Source organism: Pseudomonas sp. JS425 (assembly GCF_018223845.1).
GTDB classification, from domain to species: Bacteria; Pseudomonadota; Gammaproteobacteria; order Pseudomonadales; family Pseudomonadaceae; genus Aquipseudomonas; species Aquipseudomonas asiatica.
In genome coordinates, this window is record NZ_CP073662.1 from 21,910 (window position 1) to 35,490 (window position 13,581).

Consider the following 13,581-nt stretch of genomic DNA (forward strand, 5'->3'; position numbering starts at 1 on the left):
CACAATCTATGAGCTACCCCTAGCTCATTATCCATGAGCTAGGTTAGCTCACCCTATGAGCTACCCCCCCTTCATGAGCTACCCCTAGCTCATATGTGAGAGATATCTCACAGGATTTGAGAGATAACGTGCACGGATGAGCTACCCATCGCTCACTAGATGAGCTAGGGTATGCGTGAACCATGAACGATATCTAACAAATATGCACGATATCGATCACGCAATTGCACCGTAGGAGGCCCAATGGCCAATGACAAAAACGAGATCCGCGCCTATGCGCAGCCTGCCCAGCGCGGTACATGGGTACAGACTGAGCGCGCCGGTCATGAGGCATGGGCCGCACTGACTGCACAGGCACCCCGCGCAGCACAGTTGATGCACATCCTGGTACAGCACATGGATAAGCAAGGCGCGCTGATCATCAGCCAGGCCACGCTGGCCAAGCTGATGGAAACGTCCGTGGCCACCACCAAACGCGCCATCGCCATCCTGACCAAGCACAACTGGATCCAGACCATCAGTGTGGGTGGCCAACGGGGTGGCACGCTCGCTTATGTAGTGAACAGCCGGATTGCATGGGCGGACAAGAGGGACAACCTTCAGTTTGCCCTGTTCAACGCTCGGGTACTGGTTTCTACCGAGGATCAGGCTGATTTGGGCGATGCCAAGCTCAAGCAGCTGCCGACAATGGAAGACGGCGACATTCAGCTACCTGCGGGTCCAGGTATGGATCCGCCTGCGCAGGAGTCGCTGGAGGGAATGTTGCCTGATATGCCCTCTATTCCCCACGGTAACTGAGGCAAGGACCAAGGAGGGTGCTTTATGTGGAAGATCGAATTCAGTAAGGATGACCACGGCATAGGTCAGTTCGGCGGCAGTGTACGAATGAATGATCCAGCACTGTGGCCGGTTACGCCGGATACAAACGTTCCCCTCACGCCGCTCTGTACCTTGACCGAGGCACTGTTGCCCGTCCGGTTCTTGCCACCTGGCATGGCCATGACCGTGTTCATTGCGCCGAACCGGAAGGCCAACGGCTTCAACTTGTCGACCATGCGGCGATACACCGTGCATCAGCAATCAGAGCTGCAAACTGCCCGGGATAGTGGATACGCCAGGGTGATTCTTCACACCCTCACAGATCATGAGCTGCCACCACCAGAGTCAGCCTTCATTCTCGACCGCGCATTCATACGCAAGGAAGAATTCACCGAGGCAGAGGAAGATGCCGAGCTGGAGGACGATGATTTCGGCCTGGAAATCAGCAAGGTGACAGGCCGACCTGCTTTTCTGCAGGACCCGATTTATGAACCCAGCTCTCGCTATATGTGGCTGCTACAGCTAAACGCCTCAGAGCTTGAGGACATTGGGCCACGGTACGAAGGCATCTTTGAGGACGGCATTGGCCACCTCATTCTTGATAAGCAGGCCCGAAAGGCACCGCAAGGCGCCGAGGCGGGTTATTTCTTCATTCAATTCACCTAACACGCAAGGAAAGCCCGATGCCGAAGCCAACCACCATGAGCTTTGAACAACAAGAGCTGCACGCCAAGGCCCAATGCCACGACTGGAACAGCACCTACAAGCATGGTGCCCTGGTCAGCTACGCCGAAATATACGGCCAGGGTGAAACACACCGCGCCGAAACAAGGGGCAATGCGTGGGTGATGTGCGGCCAGGCCGTCATCTTCGTGGATGGTTTGTCAGGCGCTGTGTCGCTTGACCATTGCACCGTTGTCGCCGCGCTCGATGCCGAGCAGAAATCAGCAACCGAGGAGACTGAAAGTGTCTGATGAACGCTATGCGCGCCTGCAGCAGGCTCTTATCGAATCGGCCAAGCAACACCTGGTGGAATTGACCGGGGCTTTGGCGCTGCCTAGTGGGGCAGACCGCAATGAGGGGATTTCTTCGGCTTGGTGGCAACTGACCGGACTGACCCAGCTGGTTCACTTTGACAGTGGATTGGACGAGGCGACCAAGCAGGAGCTGGTGGCCATCGACCAGTTGGCCATCCAGGCCACAACCAAACCGGCAGACAAGGCGTTGATGGCCAGCGAAGCAGACGCCGATATTGCGGCCGCATTGGCTGATCCAACCGCTTCTTATTGGCTCAAACACAGCCTGCAGCAAGCCCTGCCGCGTGATCCAGTGGATGCGGTCAATGATGCGGAATGGCTTTTTGAGTTGCTGAATAAACGCTGCGTGGAGCAGCTGCAGCACGAAGCGCCACCGTCGATGGAAATGGAATTTCGCAGTGCTAACGGCACTACCACTCAGATCGATATTACCCAGGTTGCGCCTGTCATCGAGCTGGGCGGCTTCAAAGCCTGAATGGCCGAGCGGCCATAAAAGACGAAACCCGCAGCACGGCAATGCTTGCGGGTTTCTAGGTTTTTGCGAAGGAGCAAAAATCCACGCGCTTATTGTACATCGAGCGCTGGAGATTTCACAGCGACACGGAGGAAGCAGCGATGGCCGATCAACGTTACCCGGTAAGCATCGGACAAGGCGAGACTGCCAAGCAGTATTCCGAGGCCTACCAGACCCAGCCAGGCTATGCGGTGCAGTGGAAAGGCATACTGCAGAAAGCGCACGGCCAGGCCCTGGTGCGTTGCTTGTGCCCAGGCAAAGGCACTCGACGCTTGGCCGTACGGCACAGATCCGAACACGATTCGTTTCACCTGTCCCGCTATCCGCACACCGGCGCCGAGCATGCGCTTGATTGCCTGTACTACTCGCCCGATCCCGACAAGTCGGGATTAGGTGCCTACAGCAAGGGCGTGGTCGAAGAAACCAAGGACGGCGACCTCAAGATCAAGCTCACCCTTTCGCTCCGCAAGAAGGATCCGGCTGAAATCCAGCCAATGGAGGGTACTTCCCCTGCCCCATCGAGCAGCAAACCTTCCAAGCCGGCGATGACCTTGTGTGGCTTGCTCCACTTGCTCTGGAGCGAAGCAGGCCTCAACCAGTGGGTACCAGGTATGGCGGGCAAGCGTGGACTTGGGCTGATTCACAGCCGACTGCAGCACGCTGCCGACCGCATGCTCGCTTCGCGCATGCGCATTGGTGATGCTTTGCTCATCGCTACAAGTTCGGCTGGCCAGCAGGCCGACGCCAACAGTCATAAGGTGGCCAGCGCGATCAGAAACAAACTCCGCCTAATCGTCGTCGCCCCCTTGGCGGCGCACTCGGAAGAACGCGAACAAGCAATGAGCGGCTATCTCGCCATCGCTGGCTTCCACGGAGTACCGCGGCTGCTCATGGACGGAGAACTATGGCAGAGGACCGCCAGGAGCTACAGCGCCGCGCTTCGTGGATGGCGGGAAGGACGCCGAGTGATTGCTATTGTCCAGACGGATCAACCTACAGTGCCCAGCAAAGCCCAAGCGCTCAATGTGGCCCTGATGGTCGTCAGTGACGAGTGGATACCGGTTGAATCGGGCTATGAGGCGGTGATCGAGGCGATGCTCCGCGATCAGGGGCGAAAATTCATCAAGCCGATGCGCTTTGATGCGGAGCAAGAACAGGTGTTTCCTGATTTCTGGCTGATGGACGTAGGCGCCGGCAGGGAGCTGCCGATGGAGGTTTACGGGCGTCAGGATCCGAAGTACCTGGCCCGCAAGGAAGTGAAGTGCGCCTACTACACGCGGCACTACGGGCCGACCGGATGGTGGTCGTGGGACGCCAGTGCGGACCCGCGAGGCTTGAGCATTCCCGCATTCCCCCCGGCTCGGCACCCCTAACATGGCCACCATTGACTGGGCGCTGTACGACTGCAAGTTGGGCCAGATCAAGGACGTTGAACTGGCCCGGTTGATCGGCTCGACCCCGCACCGCGTGCGCCGCCGCCGTGAGCAACTGGGGATTCCGCCATGGTCGGTCGGCAAAAAAATCGAGCCCTACAAAAACCTCTTAGGCTTTGCCGCCGACAGCTCGATAGCTGCCCGCTGCGGCGTGGATACCAAAAGCGTCAAGGCCTACCGGGAGTCGTTGGGCATCTTGCCCTTGTTCCGGCCCGCGCCACGTAAGCAGGTGCTCCCCATCGGCCATGATCTGAGGCCCTATAAACCGCTGTTTGGCTACGTCAGTGACCAGGAGATCGCCCAGCTCGCCGGCGTCGATCTGTACCTGGTGCAGGACGTACGCGAGGGGCTTGGCTTTGAACCCATCCCGCCGTTGCCAGGCAGTGCAACGCCAGATCCAATACCAGACTTTCACGGCCCGTTGCTGGGTTACGAATCATTGTTTGCGACAATGACGCCTACAGAGATCAGCCGGCAAACCGGCGTACCGTACCCTGTGATAGTGCAGCGCTGCGCCTTCTTGGGCATTCAGCCCTACAAGCGTGTTTCGGTAGCGTCCCGCTACGATCACCTGCTGGGGAAGGTGCCTGATGCGCTGGTGGCGAAGCTGGCAGGCGTTTCGCGAGCCAGCATCGGCGCCCGGCGCAAGCGGTTGTCGGCCCAGGCGAAAGCCGAGCTTAGCTAATTCTCGCACGCGAGAATTACCGACACTGCACCGTCCACAACTGATCCCAGCTGGTCATGTAACTGGGGCTAAGCAGGGCACGACGCATGCCCCAGTCAGGCGTCAGTGGGACCGCTGCAGTACGCAAGCAGTCATGCCCCCATCGGCGGTTGATCTTGTCCATCGTGGCCATGAGCGCATCCGAGCGCTCCGGCTGGCTCGGGCTGAAAAGATCCTGCGTGTACTCTCCCCGCTTGCGCAGATCCATCAGCAGTACCTCGGCCTTGCTATACGCAAAGCCAGGCCGGTAGATCTCTGTTGCCGCCTGCAGGGCATATTTCGTCAGCTGCCGCACATCATCGGTTGGGAAAGCCGGTATGCACGTCGCTGCGTTCGCGTACTTGGGACCGTCACCATGAAACGAAGTCTGGATACCAATGCGTAGAGCGCCGCATAGCGAACGCTGCATGCGCAGCTTTTCAGCGGCACGGTGAATGTAGGTCGCCAGTGCTTCCTGCAGCTCTCTGAGCGTGTGAACCCGCTTGCCAAACATCTTGCTCGAACAGATCGATTGCTTGGCCGGCGCGGTCTGCTCCAGGTCCATGCACGACTCGCCTGCCAGCTCTCGAATGGTTCGCTCCAGTACGACACTGTATTTGCGCCCCATAGCCCGTGCATCTGCTTGCGATAGCTCCCAAGCGGTGCTGATCCCGTCGCTGGCCAGGTTGTCGCGCATACGGCGCCCGATCCCCCAAACCTCATCAACCGGCATTCGCCGGAGCAGCCATTCGACCGCCTCTGGTTTGCGCAGATCCACTACGCCGCCAGTCTTCTCTCGCCACACTTTTGAGGCGTGCTGCGCGGCCTTGGCCAAGGTTTTCGTATGCCCAATGCCAACACCGACTGGCAGCGCCGTCCATTGCAGGACGCGGGCTTGAATGGCCCGGCCTACATCAATGATCGGCTCGGGAAGGCCATCGAGCCTGCAGAACAGTTCGTCAATGGAATAACGCTCCCATTCGGGGACCAGGGAGGCGATGGCCACGCCAACGCGGTGACTCAATTCGCCATAGAGCGTGTAATTGGAGCTGAAAACCGCGACGCCATTCTGTTCGAGGAAACCGCGTACCTTGAAATAGGGATCGCCCATCTTCAAACCGAGGGCTTTAGCCTCGTTCGTACGGGCCACGATGCAGCCGTCCGAGTTGCTTAAAACGACGACCGGGCGCTGCCGCAGCTCCGGTCTAAAGATGCGCTCGCAGCTGCAGTAAAACGAGTTGACGTCTACCAGGGCGAAGATCGGCCGGGAGCTGTCAGCACACATGCTTGGTCAGGTCCCAGGTAACAACCCCAAACACATCAATCGAGCCGTACTGATCAGGGGTGATGGTCTTATAGTCGGGGTGGGCCGATTCCAGTAGCCAACGATCAGCGTTGTCCTTGGCCAGCCGTTTCACCAGCGGTTGGTTGTCCACGTAGGCGAGAACGATCTGACCCTTTGTCGCTGTGATCGAACGGTCTACGATCAGCACACCGCCGTCGTAAATCCCCGCGTCACGCATGCTTTCGCCCTGGACGCGCACAATCCATACATGCGGCGCCCGAATATTCAGCAATTCATCCAGGGAAATCGGCGGCTCGTAGTAATCAGCTGCAGGGCTTGGAAAGCCGCCTGCAGCCGTTCCGGCGAGAACCGAAATGAGCTGGCTTGAGTCTCGAAGGGGCTGAATAGATACAACGTTCATGAGGCACCGAGCTAATACTGTTTGCATATACAGTAATGCAGGCCGTACGGCGCGGCTAGAGCCGCCTGGACAAAAGGCGGATCTTTCCGTCTGCAGGAGAATCCACAGCATATCGAGTGCCATTGAGGCGCAGGTGTCATGGCTTCCAAGAAAAGTGCGGTCCCTGCTCGCATCCAGCCGCAGCTGGTGGCCTTGGTGACACGGCCACCAGCCGGCGACTGGGCTTACGAAATCAAGTTCGATGGCTACCGCATGTTTGCCCGCATCGATGCCGGCGTGGCTCTGTTCACTAAAAACGGTTACGACTGGACGAAGCGGATGCCGCGTCTTGCCCAGGACCTGCAGTCACTTCCCATCCGTGGCGCTTGGTTAGATGGTGAAGTGGTCGTGCAAGACGACGACGGCCGCCCCGCGTTCCAGTCCCTGCAGGAAGCCTTCGCCACTGGCGATACCGACCGCTTGATCTACTTCGCCTTCGACCTCCTGTTCATCGACGGCGTGGACCTAAGACGCCGGCCTGTCGAGCAGCGCCGGGACCTGCTACGGGTATTGCTGGAACAGGTCGAACTTGACCAGGTGCGGTTCTCTGAAACCCTCGAAGCGGATCCGGCGCATTTGCTGGCCAGCGCTTGCGCGCTCGGTATCGAGGGCATCGTAGGCAAGCGGTTGGGGAGTACCTACGCCGGCGAGCGGGATGGCTCATGGATCAAGCTCAAATGCGTACAGCGGCAAGAGTTCGTGATCTTGGGCTACACCCGAAGCTCTGCCGGCATCGGCTCGCTGCTGATCGGCCTGCATGATGACGCTGGCCAGCTGCAGTACGCTGGCCGTGTCAGGTCGGGATTCACTGGCCGCGAGCTGGACAGACTCAAAAATCGACTCGGCCCATTGGTACGGAGAACATCGGCTTTACGTACGCCGCCCAAGCTGCAGGGCGGGGGCGTGGTATGGGTAGAGCCTCAGCTTGTGTGCGAGGTGAAGTTTGCCGAGTTGACCCCGGCTGGCAAGGTGCGCCATGCCGTGTATATCGCTCTGAGGGAGGACAAGCCGGCATCGTCCATCAGTCTGGAGAGCGACACCGACCCAGTTTGAGCAGGCGAAGATGCGCCGGGAGGCGAGTGTGTATGAGGTTCATATCGACGCTGAAGCCTGTGTCATCCAGTGCGAAATCACGGATGTGATCGAGGCCGACCCAAACCCCGGCTTGTGGTCCAGCGACTGGGATGCCCAAGGTTATCGCGAGCTGGAATTCAGGGTGCTTTCTGGTGTGGCGTACGACGCAGACGGTAACCCCAGCGATCTAGGCCGCAACGGCTGCGCCGAGGTGGCCGACCGCTACGCGGAGTTCATCGAGGACGATTTGTGGCACCAGCTGGATAACGAGCGGGGCGAATAGCGGGCAAAAGAAAACCCGCGTTGGCCGAGGCCTCAGCGAGCTTTCTCCGTCAGTCAGGTATTAGCCGTTCCAACTATCGCGAATCGCCTCTACCAGGAGCTTTGCGAGCACCTGAATAGAGAGATTCTTTAGGAAATTTTTCATCTCCAAAGACCTCGATTGGGGCCTCTGTCCCTATCAATGCTTTTCCGGAACACATGGCACTGACAAGAGCATGGTCAGATGATCTTTGCGAGACGCGGGCGGGGCTGGTGTTAACCAGGGATCAAATCCGCGCGGATTACTAGGCCCGCGTCCCCAGCAGTGAATCTTTAGACGGGAAGCACCCCACCCGGCGCACAGGTCACATCGACTAGCGGATCTTACCTGCTCGGCTGTCGCTATGCCATCACTGGCAGTCGCAGATTTCCACTTTTCCCGGGGCGAAAAAAAACCGCCTTAGTAGGGCGGTTTTCTTAGGCTTCGCGGTTAGTAGCCGCGTTACCAGGTCTCGCAAAGATCATCTGACTGGGTTCATATTTACAAAGGTAAACAGGATTGGCAACTCTTTTTTGAGTAATGGACCCGAAGATTAAGGCCGAATCGAGAGGCGAATCCAATCCCGAATTGCATGGCGTGCCCCCTTCGGGGGGCGGCTGTCGTGAACCAAGCCCCGGCCAAAAGCGCGCCGGGTCTTGGCCCTTCGGGCTTCCATCCTCACGCCTCCGGCCTTCGGCCTGCGCGCTCCGCTTGCCGGTCGTTCCAGGGCAACCACTGCGGCTAGCTCAGCAACCATCGGTAGGAAGCGGACGCCCCAATGGCCTATCCGCCACCAGGCCTTGCCTGCAAGGGGCTTTCGCGGCATATCCTCGCTCGCTACGCTCCCTGCGGTATTCCACGGTCCCCTTGCACGCGGCCTGGCTCTGGATAGTCCGGGCTTACCGCGTCCTACCGAAGGCTGCCGAGCAGATCCACCCAGCGGTGGCGTGCTTCCATTCCCAAAGAGCAAGGCGGCATCCGCTTCGCGGCTGCTGCTTTGAAAAGCGTTTGTTTCCCGCGCCCCACGCTCGGCATTAAAGCAGATCGGCAAGAGCGCCTGCGGTCAAGCGCTCGATGCCATGCCAACCTATCAGAGGGAGTGGGTCAGGTCGTGCAAGGCGGTTGCAGCGATCCAGAGGCCGATACCCATAGCAGCCGCCGTATACAAGGGTAACCGCTTGTGTTTGTCCGTGTAGCCATCGCTGAACCTGTTCTGCTTCGGGGTGATGGTATAGAAGAACCCTTGAATGGCCTTGGGCAGGAGAATCAGGAATGCAAAACCCTTTAGGCTCAGTTCAGCGTTATCGGTCCAGGGAAATCGGGCCAGCCAATATGCGCAGCCAATCCACAGGAGCCAGCCCCAAACGAAGAGCGCCTTGGTTTGGTTCGGGGAAATAGTCTTTTCCATGTCAACCTCGCTTGTCCGACCGACCCTCATTCCAGGTCATCCAGTAGAAAAGGACGATGCCGGCAACGGCGCCGAATGGGCCAATGCGCTCAGCCCAGGTGATCGGAAGGAGGGTAGGGAAGGCCAGTTTCAGGCCGATCACAATCATAGTTGCAACGATCCACCCAAACCCGGCTGCAACGGGGGTGAGCAAAATGCGTTTGACGATTAAGTCCGTGTTCATAAACGCTCCCTTTTATGCGATTAGTGTGGCGATGAGGTCTATCACCTTCGAATCACGGACCAACACCCAGGCGAAAATTGCCAAGGTCAGCAGCCCGTATATCCATTGGCGCTGTTTATCGGGGGTGACTTCGGCTCCGCTCTCCGGCCATATCGGCGGGATATCACCCTGGAGGAGGAATTTGGGGAAAAGGCCCATCAACGCGAACCAGGCCCAATCGAAACCAGCAGGCCCAGCGTAGGGCGACTTGGTGGCGATCCAAGCAGCTAGACCTAGCCAAGCAGCCCATGCGCATGCGCGTATGACCCCTTTCTTTTTCGACGTTAAAGCATTCATGTAACCTCCTTGTTCACAACGATTAGTGCACCGGCTCAACGTGCTTGCGGGTCGTAAGATCCAGGCCAACGGCACGCATCACGGCCAGCAGGGTTTTCAAAGTCGGGTTGCCCTTGTCCGAGAACGACCGGTAGAGGTGTTCGCGGGAAAGGCCAGATTCATTGGCAAGGGCGGTCATCCCTTTGGCGCGGGCTACGACACCCAGGCATTTTGCGATATAGGCCGCATCGCCCGTTTCGAATGCGTCCTCCATGAATACCGCGATGGACTCCGCATCAGTCAACGCATCAGCGGGGTCGTAGTCGTAAAATTGCTCTTTCATTCATCGTCACTCCACTGGCTGGCCAAGGCTTTGGCGGTTTCGATATCCCGCGCTTGGCTGCTCTTGTCTCCACCACACAGCAACAGGACCAGCTGGTTACCTCGCTGCTGAAAATACACCCGGTAGCCGGGGCCGTGATGGATGCGTAATTCGCTGATTCCTTGGCCCACCGGTTGAACGTCTCCAAGCAGACCATGCGCAACGCGGAAGACTCGCGCAGCGATGATGGCTTTGGCCTGCTTGTCTCGCAGCTTGCGTTCCCAGTTCCTGTACGTGGCGGTTTGTTTAATTGTCTTCATGGGTTCAATTGTAGCTTATAAATCACGATTAGGCAAGGTTCTCGCATGCGAGAAAGTCAATTACTAGTAAATATAATGTTGACTACAAGTTGACGCAAGTGGGATTTTTTTGGGATACTGAATCCGTCGAAGCAGTCCCGCCTCGACAGCCTGGACCCAGCGGCGGCAACCGCTCCGGGCAACACTGCGAAGGAGTACGAAGCATGTCTATTTTCAAAGAGTTGGCGTTACCTACTACGCTGGACGATCTGCTAGCTGCCCGCGAGGAAGCGCTACGGCTGATCGCTGATGCACGCCGCACGCTGGAGCTGGCCCAGGAAGTTCTAGCGCCACATGGTCGGCATCTGATGCCTCACGCTGCGCAACTCAGGGAAGACCAGGACAGGGTGCGTAGTGAGCTGGACACCTCCCTATGGCGCCGGGCATTCGATATGACCGGCTTTAAACAGCTCATGGACGCGGAGGCCGTTGCGGAATTTGAGAAAAGCCTTTGCCCCTGCCCGCCTGCATTCACCGCGTCAACGATCAGTGCTACTTTCATCGACTTGCGCATCAATGCCGAATCGATGTTCCAGCGTGGTGTTTTCAATGTGTTCCGGTATCTCTCCGACGATTACCGCACCAACGCCAAAGAGCCGTTCCGCATCGGCCCGAAGGTGATCATGGAAGGCATGGTCGAACCTTCGTTCAAGAGTGGCCTTTGTATCCGTTACGGTTCGTGGGCCAAGGACAAGCTCAATGACCTTGATCGGGTTTTTCAGACGCTCGATGGCAAGCCCTTCCAGCCGCACGCCTTGACCTCAGCTATGGATGCTGCCTTTCAGGCTGGGGAAGTGTTCGAGAATGAGAACTACCGGGCCAAGGCGTTCAAGAAAGGCACGCTGCACCTGGAGTTCCTGCGCCTGGATCTGCTGGACAAGGTGAATGAGCAGATAGGCGAATATTACGCCGGCAACGTCCTACCAGACGCACGCGCTGCGTAGTAAATTTATGTCACTATCAGTCAAATTAGATTTGACTGATAGTTGACTTGTTGGGGTTCCTTTGCGATACTAACCACGTCGAAGCAATTCCGCCTCGACAGCCTGGATCCAGCGGCGGCAACCGCTCCGGGCACACACTGCGAAGGAGTTTCCATGAGCGCCTATATCCTGAATCGTTTTCACATCTCCGCCATCCTCATGTTCAGCTGCACCGGCAAGCCGGACGCCACCACCTACCAGACCCTCGCCGATCAAGGCCAGCAGCTGCTTGACGAAAACATCCGCTCCGTACGCACGCGCTACCCTGGCGAAACGTTCAAGGCCGAGCTGTTCGGCCTGGATGAAACCGTGCGCAAGCCCACCCCGCTCGAAGCCCTCAAGCTCATCCAGTGCCTGGAATATCAGTCCAATCAAAACCCCGACTATTACGCGACCCCGGCCTTTCGCACGCTGCATGAAATTCGCCGCAAAGCCCAGTCCAAGCTGCCGGGGTGGGATCAGGCGAGTTGGGATCTGGTGTGATGGCGGCTAATGCCCAGCAGGTAGCGCCGCCCATGTGGCGCTACTCCCTGCGTTGGTGCCTGCCTCATTTGCCATGCCCCGGCGACTTCGAGCTGCTGGTGATCGAGGCGCCGGCAGGGCAAAAGCTCCCCGAGGAAATGCGCAAGGCGTGGGAGGCCCGGCCCGAAGGTTATGGCGTCTGTCTCGACTTCCCCGCCTCACAGGCGGTCAAGCGCTGGAGCACCGACGCAAAAGGCAAAGTCAGGCGCAAGAACCTGGAGCGCCGGATCGAAAAACAGGCCCCGCTGTTTGCGGACGAGCTGATAGCCCGCGAACTGGCCCAGCGCCCCACCTATTTCGAAGGCAAGTAAACCAAAGCCGGAACATGCGGCGGCAACCGCTCCGGCACAGCGAAGGAGATTCCCCCATGACTACATACCGTGTTGTATGGGCCGTTGATATCGACGTTGACGGCGATCATCGAGCAGCCGCAGAGGCTTGCGCTCGCCACTACTTTCAGCCGCGCATTTCAGATGGCGATCCCGACAGCGCATGCGTGTTCATAGTGACGGGGCCAGACAAAAAGCCCGCCGAGGTAGACCTTGTGCCGAGCTTGTGCGATCTCATTGGTGACGACACCGAGTAAACGCCAAACAACCGTGCCCGGATCCTGCGGCGGCAACCGCGCCGGGCACTTGCGAAGGAGTACACATGAACGCGATCAGCCGCGGCTGTCCATCGGATAGCCCTCAGCCCGTGTTATCTCTTGCCCAGGTCGAGGCCCTGCGCGGTGCGCTGGCAGGTCGGCTGCTGGCAGTCTGTTTTGGCTCGGGCGTGGACTCCACGGCCATGCTCGTAGCACTGCACGCGGCAGGGCTTCGCCCGGATATCATCACCTTCGCCGACACCGGCGCGGAGAAGCCCGAGACGCTGGCCCACATCGAGGCGATGGATACAGTGCTGCGAGCGTGGGGTTGGCCCACCGTCAGCGTGTGCCAGAAGAAGCCGAAGCCAACCACCGGATACCAGGATCTGTACGGCAACTGCATGGCCAACGAGACATTGCCCAGCCTTGCCTTTGGCATGAAATCCTGTTCGGTGAAGTGGAAGCAGGTTCCCCAGGATCAGTTGCTCATGGGCGCCCGTTCTGGCCCGAACGCCAGGCCCCCGCATCCTGTGTGGGAGCGCTCCAAGGTCACGGGGCAACGCATCGTCAAGCTGATCGGTTACGACTGCGGCAGAGCCGATCTGCGCCGATCCAAAGCGCTCAAGCCAGCGGACGCAAACTTCGATTATGTCTATCCGTTGCAGCTGGTGCGCTGGGGTCGCCGCGATTGTGTGCGGGCGATCACTCAGGCACTCGGCGCACACCTGGTGCCGATCAAATCCGCCTGCTTTTTCTGCCCAGCTTCCAAGCACTGGGAGCTGTATTGGCTTGCAGCAAATCACCCCGAGCTGCTGGAGCGGGCGCTGTTGCTTGAGCGCAACGCCCTCACCGGCAAGCACAGCCGATTTGACGCAGTACAGTTCGGCGCCTCATGGGAAGACCTGGTGCGAAATGCCGATGGCTTCCCCAGCACGACGACAACGGTAGGGCTAGGGCGTAGCTTTGCCTGGAACCAGTGGGCAAGGGTCAATGACGTTGTAGACGACGATTTCAACGTCAAGCGGACCCCTGTCGATCGGGCGCGATTTGCCAGGCTGTCCGATACCCTGCGAGATCCTGATAACGCCCTGGACTCCCGTACACCTGGTATTCCCGTTGTCGACGTTACCGCCGAGCAGTTGGAGTTATGGCGTTAATCAATTATTGGTAAATTTAGATTTGACTATTAGTTGACATTGGTTTGCCCTTTTGCGATACTGAAACCGTCGAAGCAATC

At 58.5% G+C, this 13,581-nt stretch carries 20 protein-coding genes; 13 read left to right on the forward strand and 7 right to left on the reverse strand.

Features of this window, described 5'->3' with window-relative positions:
- Window positions 1-243: 243 nt before the first annotated feature.
- The 6 genes from KDB76_RS29025 (at window position 244) to KDB76_RS29050 (ending at window position 4,488) form a co-directional block, all read left to right on the forward strand.
- Window positions 244-798 carry a helix-turn-helix domain-containing protein gene (locus tag KDB76_RS29025; protein ID WP_047306863.1) on the forward strand — a complete coding sequence of 185 codons (555 nt, stop codon included), beginning with the start codon at window positions 244-246 and terminating at the stop codon, window positions 796-798.
- Between the two features lie 24 nt (window positions 799-822).
- Window positions 823-1,485, forward strand: a complete 663-nt coding sequence (locus KDB76_RS29030; protein WP_047306862.1) for a hypothetical protein — start codon at window positions 823-825, stop codon at window positions 1,483-1,485.
- Window positions 1,486-1,502: 17 nt separating this feature from the next.
- Window positions 1,503-1,793, forward strand: a complete 291-nt coding sequence (locus KDB76_RS29035) for a hypothetical protein (RefSeq protein ID WP_225850518.1) — start codon at window positions 1,503-1,505, stop codon at window positions 1,791-1,793.
- The gene (locus KDB76_RS29040) at window positions 1,786-2,331 is read left to right on the forward strand and encodes a hypothetical protein (RefSeq protein ID WP_182330315.1); all 546 of its coding nucleotides are present in this window, start codon (window positions 1,786-1,788) and stop codon (window positions 2,329-2,331) included. The genes KDB76_RS29035 and KDB76_RS29040 overlap by 8 nt, the downstream gene beginning before the upstream one ends.
- A 140-nt stretch (window positions 2,332-2,471) precedes the next feature.
- Window positions 2,472-3,743: a DUF1173 family protein gene (locus KDB76_RS29045; protein WP_212632298.1), complete on the forward strand. Its 1,272-nt coding sequence runs from the start codon at window positions 2,472-2,474 to the stop codon at window positions 3,741-3,743.
- Between the two features lies 1 nt (window position 3,744).
- Window positions 3,745-4,488 (forward strand): hypothetical protein, encoded by a 744-nt coding sequence (locus tag KDB76_RS29050; protein WP_212632299.1) that lies wholly within the window; start codon window positions 3,745-3,747, stop codon window positions 4,486-4,488.
- A 16-nt stretch (window positions 4,489-4,504) separates the two neighbouring features.
- On the opposite strand, the gene KDB76_RS29055 is transcribed toward KDB76_RS29050, so the two are convergent.
- Both KDB76_RS29055 and umuD read right to left on the reverse strand, forming a co-directional pair.
- Window positions 4,505-5,791 (reverse strand): Y-family DNA polymerase, encoded by a 1,287-nt coding sequence (locus tag KDB76_RS29055; protein WP_047306861.1) that lies wholly within the window; start codon window positions 5,789-5,791, stop codon window positions 4,505-4,507.
- Complete coding sequence (gene umuD, locus KDB76_RS29060) at window positions 5,781-6,212, reverse strand: translesion error-prone DNA polymerase V autoproteolytic subunit (protein ID WP_047306860.1); 432 nt, start codon at window positions 6,210-6,212, stop codon at window positions 5,781-5,783. The genes KDB76_RS29055 and umuD overlap by 11 nt, the downstream gene beginning before the upstream one ends.
- 138 nt (window positions 6,213-6,350) lie before the next feature.
- Here umuD and ligD point away from each other — a divergent pair, with 138 nt between their 5' ends.
- A complete protein-coding gene (ligD, locus tag KDB76_RS29065; protein ID WP_212632300.1) occupies window positions 6,351-7,304 on the forward strand; it encodes a non-homologous end-joining DNA ligase in 954 nt (317 codons plus the stop codon).
- Between the two features lie 28 nt (window positions 7,305-7,332).
- Complete coding sequence (locus tag KDB76_RS29070) at window positions 7,333-7,608, forward strand: hypothetical protein (protein WP_134286862.1); 276 nt, start codon at window positions 7,333-7,335, stop codon at window positions 7,606-7,608.
- 1,108 nt (window positions 7,609-8,716) lie between these two features.
- On the opposite strand, the gene KDB76_RS29075 is transcribed toward KDB76_RS29070, so the two are convergent.
- The 5 genes from KDB76_RS29075 to KDB76_RS29095 are packed head-to-tail and all read right to left on the reverse strand — an operon-like array spanning window position 8,717 to window position 10,214.
- The gene (locus KDB76_RS29075; RefSeq protein WP_152690486.1) at window positions 8,717-9,034 is read right to left on the reverse strand and encodes a hypothetical protein; all 318 of its coding nucleotides are present in this window, start codon (window positions 9,032-9,034) and stop codon (window positions 8,717-8,719) included.
- A 1-nt stretch (window position 9,035) separates the two neighbouring features.
- On the reverse strand, window positions 9,036-9,257 hold the full coding sequence (locus KDB76_RS29080; protein WP_048388335.1) for a hypothetical protein: 222 nt from the start codon (window positions 9,255-9,257) through the stop codon (window positions 9,036-9,038).
- Between the two features lie 12 nt (window positions 9,258-9,269).
- On the reverse strand, window positions 9,270-9,593 hold the full coding sequence (locus KDB76_RS29085; protein ID WP_048388333.1) for a hypothetical protein: 324 nt from the start codon (window positions 9,591-9,593) through the stop codon (window positions 9,270-9,272).
- 22 nt (window positions 9,594-9,615) lie between these two features.
- Window positions 9,616-9,915 (reverse strand): addiction module antidote protein, encoded by a 300-nt coding sequence (locus KDB76_RS29090; RefSeq protein ID WP_042857721.1) that lies wholly within the window; start codon window positions 9,913-9,915, stop codon window positions 9,616-9,618.
- Window positions 9,912-10,214, reverse strand: coding sequence for a type II toxin-antitoxin system RelE/ParE family toxin (locus KDB76_RS29095; RefSeq protein WP_048388330.1), 303 nt, complete (start codon window positions 10,212-10,214; stop codon window positions 9,912-9,914). The genes KDB76_RS29090 and KDB76_RS29095 overlap by 4 nt, the downstream gene beginning before the upstream one ends.
- 203 nt (window positions 10,215-10,417) lie before the next feature.
- On the opposite strand from KDB76_RS29095, the gene KDB76_RS29100 reads away from it, so the two are divergent.
- The 5 genes from KDB76_RS29100 (at window position 10,418) to KDB76_RS29120 (ending at window position 13,501) form a co-directional block, all read left to right on the forward strand.
- The gene (locus KDB76_RS29100) at window positions 10,418-11,197 is read left to right on the forward strand and encodes a DUF4942 domain-containing protein (RefSeq protein ID WP_182330310.1); all 780 of its coding nucleotides are present in this window, start codon (window positions 10,418-10,420) and stop codon (window positions 11,195-11,197) included.
- A 153-nt stretch (window positions 11,198-11,350) separates the two neighbouring features.
- On the forward strand, window positions 11,351-11,719 hold the full coding sequence (locus KDB76_RS29105) for a hypothetical protein (RefSeq protein ID WP_047303037.1): 369 nt from the start codon (window positions 11,351-11,353) through the stop codon (window positions 11,717-11,719).
- Between the two features lie 32 nt (window positions 11,720-11,751).
- Complete coding sequence (locus KDB76_RS29110) at window positions 11,752-12,069, forward strand: hypothetical protein (RefSeq protein WP_047303035.1); 318 nt, start codon at window positions 11,752-11,754, stop codon at window positions 12,067-12,069.
- Window positions 12,070-12,125: 56 nt separating this feature from the next.
- Window positions 12,126-12,344, forward strand: coding sequence for a hypothetical protein (locus KDB76_RS29115; protein ID WP_047303033.1), 219 nt, complete (start codon window positions 12,126-12,128; stop codon window positions 12,342-12,344).
- A gap of 65 nt (window positions 12,345-12,409) precedes the next feature.
- Window positions 12,410-13,501: a hypothetical protein gene (locus KDB76_RS29120; RefSeq protein WP_200902862.1), complete on the forward strand. Its 1,092-nt coding sequence runs from the start codon at window positions 12,410-12,412 to the stop codon at window positions 13,499-13,501.
- The last annotated feature ends 80 nt before the right edge of the window (window positions 13,502-13,581 follow it).

Bases quoted from the DNA above. Each gene is read 5' to 3' on its own strand.
- KDB76_RS29025 (WP_047306863.1), top strand. From the start codon at position 244: ATGGCCAATGACAAAAACGAGATCCGCGCCTATGCGCAGCCTGCCCAG.
- KDB76_RS29030 (WP_047306862.1), top strand. From the start codon at position 823: ATGTGGAAGATCGAATTCAGTAAGGATGACCACGGCATAGGTCAGTTC.
- KDB76_RS29035 (WP_225850518.1), top strand. From the start codon at position 1,503: ATGCCGAAGCCAACCACCATGAGCTTTGAACAACAAGAGCTGCACGCC.
- KDB76_RS29045 (WP_212632298.1), top strand. From the start codon at position 2,472: ATGGCCGATCAACGTTACCCGGTAAGCATCGGACAAGGCGAGACTGCC.
- KDB76_RS29050 (WP_212632299.1), top strand. From the start codon at position 3,745: ATGGCCACCATTGACTGGGCGCTGTACGACTGCAAGTTGGGCCAGATC.
- KDB76_RS29055 (WP_047306861.1), bottom strand. From the start codon at position 5,791: ATGTGTGCTGACAGCTCCCGGCCGATCTTCGCCCTGGTAGACGTCAAC.
- umuD (WP_047306860.1), bottom strand. From the start codon at position 6,212: ATGAACGTTGTATCTATTCAGCCCCTTCGAGACTCAAGCCAGCTCATT.
- ligD (WP_212632300.1), top strand. From the start codon at position 6,351: ATGGCTTCCAAGAAAAGTGCGGTCCCTGCTCGCATCCAGCCGCAGCTG.
- KDB76_RS29075 (WP_152690486.1), bottom strand. From the start codon at position 9,034: ATGGAAAAGACTATTTCCCCGAACCAAACCAAGGCGCTCTTCGTTTGG.
- KDB76_RS29080 (WP_048388335.1), bottom strand. From the start codon at position 9,257: ATGAACACGGACTTAATCGTCAAACGCATTTTGCTCACCCCCGTTGCA.
- KDB76_RS29085 (WP_048388333.1), bottom strand. From the start codon at position 9,593: ATGAATGCTTTAACGTCGAAAAAGAAAGGGGTCATACGCGCATGCGCA.
- KDB76_RS29090 (WP_042857721.1), bottom strand. From the start codon at position 9,915: ATGAAAGAGCAATTTTACGACTACGACCCCGCTGATGCGTTGACTGAT.
- KDB76_RS29095 (WP_048388330.1), bottom strand. From the start codon at position 10,214: ATGAAGACAATTAAACAAACCGCCACGTACAGGAACTGGGAACGCAAG.
- KDB76_RS29100 (WP_182330310.1), top strand. From the start codon at position 10,418: ATGTCTATTTTCAAAGAGTTGGCGTTACCTACTACGCTGGACGATCTG.
- KDB76_RS29105 (WP_047303037.1), top strand. From the start codon at position 11,351: ATGAGCGCCTATATCCTGAATCGTTTTCACATCTCCGCCATCCTCATG.
- KDB76_RS29110 (WP_047303035.1), top strand. From the start codon at position 11,752: ATGTGGCGCTACTCCCTGCGTTGGTGCCTGCCTCATTTGCCATGCCCC.
- KDB76_RS29115 (WP_047303033.1), top strand. From the start codon at position 12,126: ATGACTACATACCGTGTTGTATGGGCCGTTGATATCGACGTTGACGGC.
- KDB76_RS29120 (WP_200902862.1), top strand. From the start codon at position 12,410: ATGAACGCGATCAGCCGCGGCTGTCCATCGGATAGCCCTCAGCCCGTG.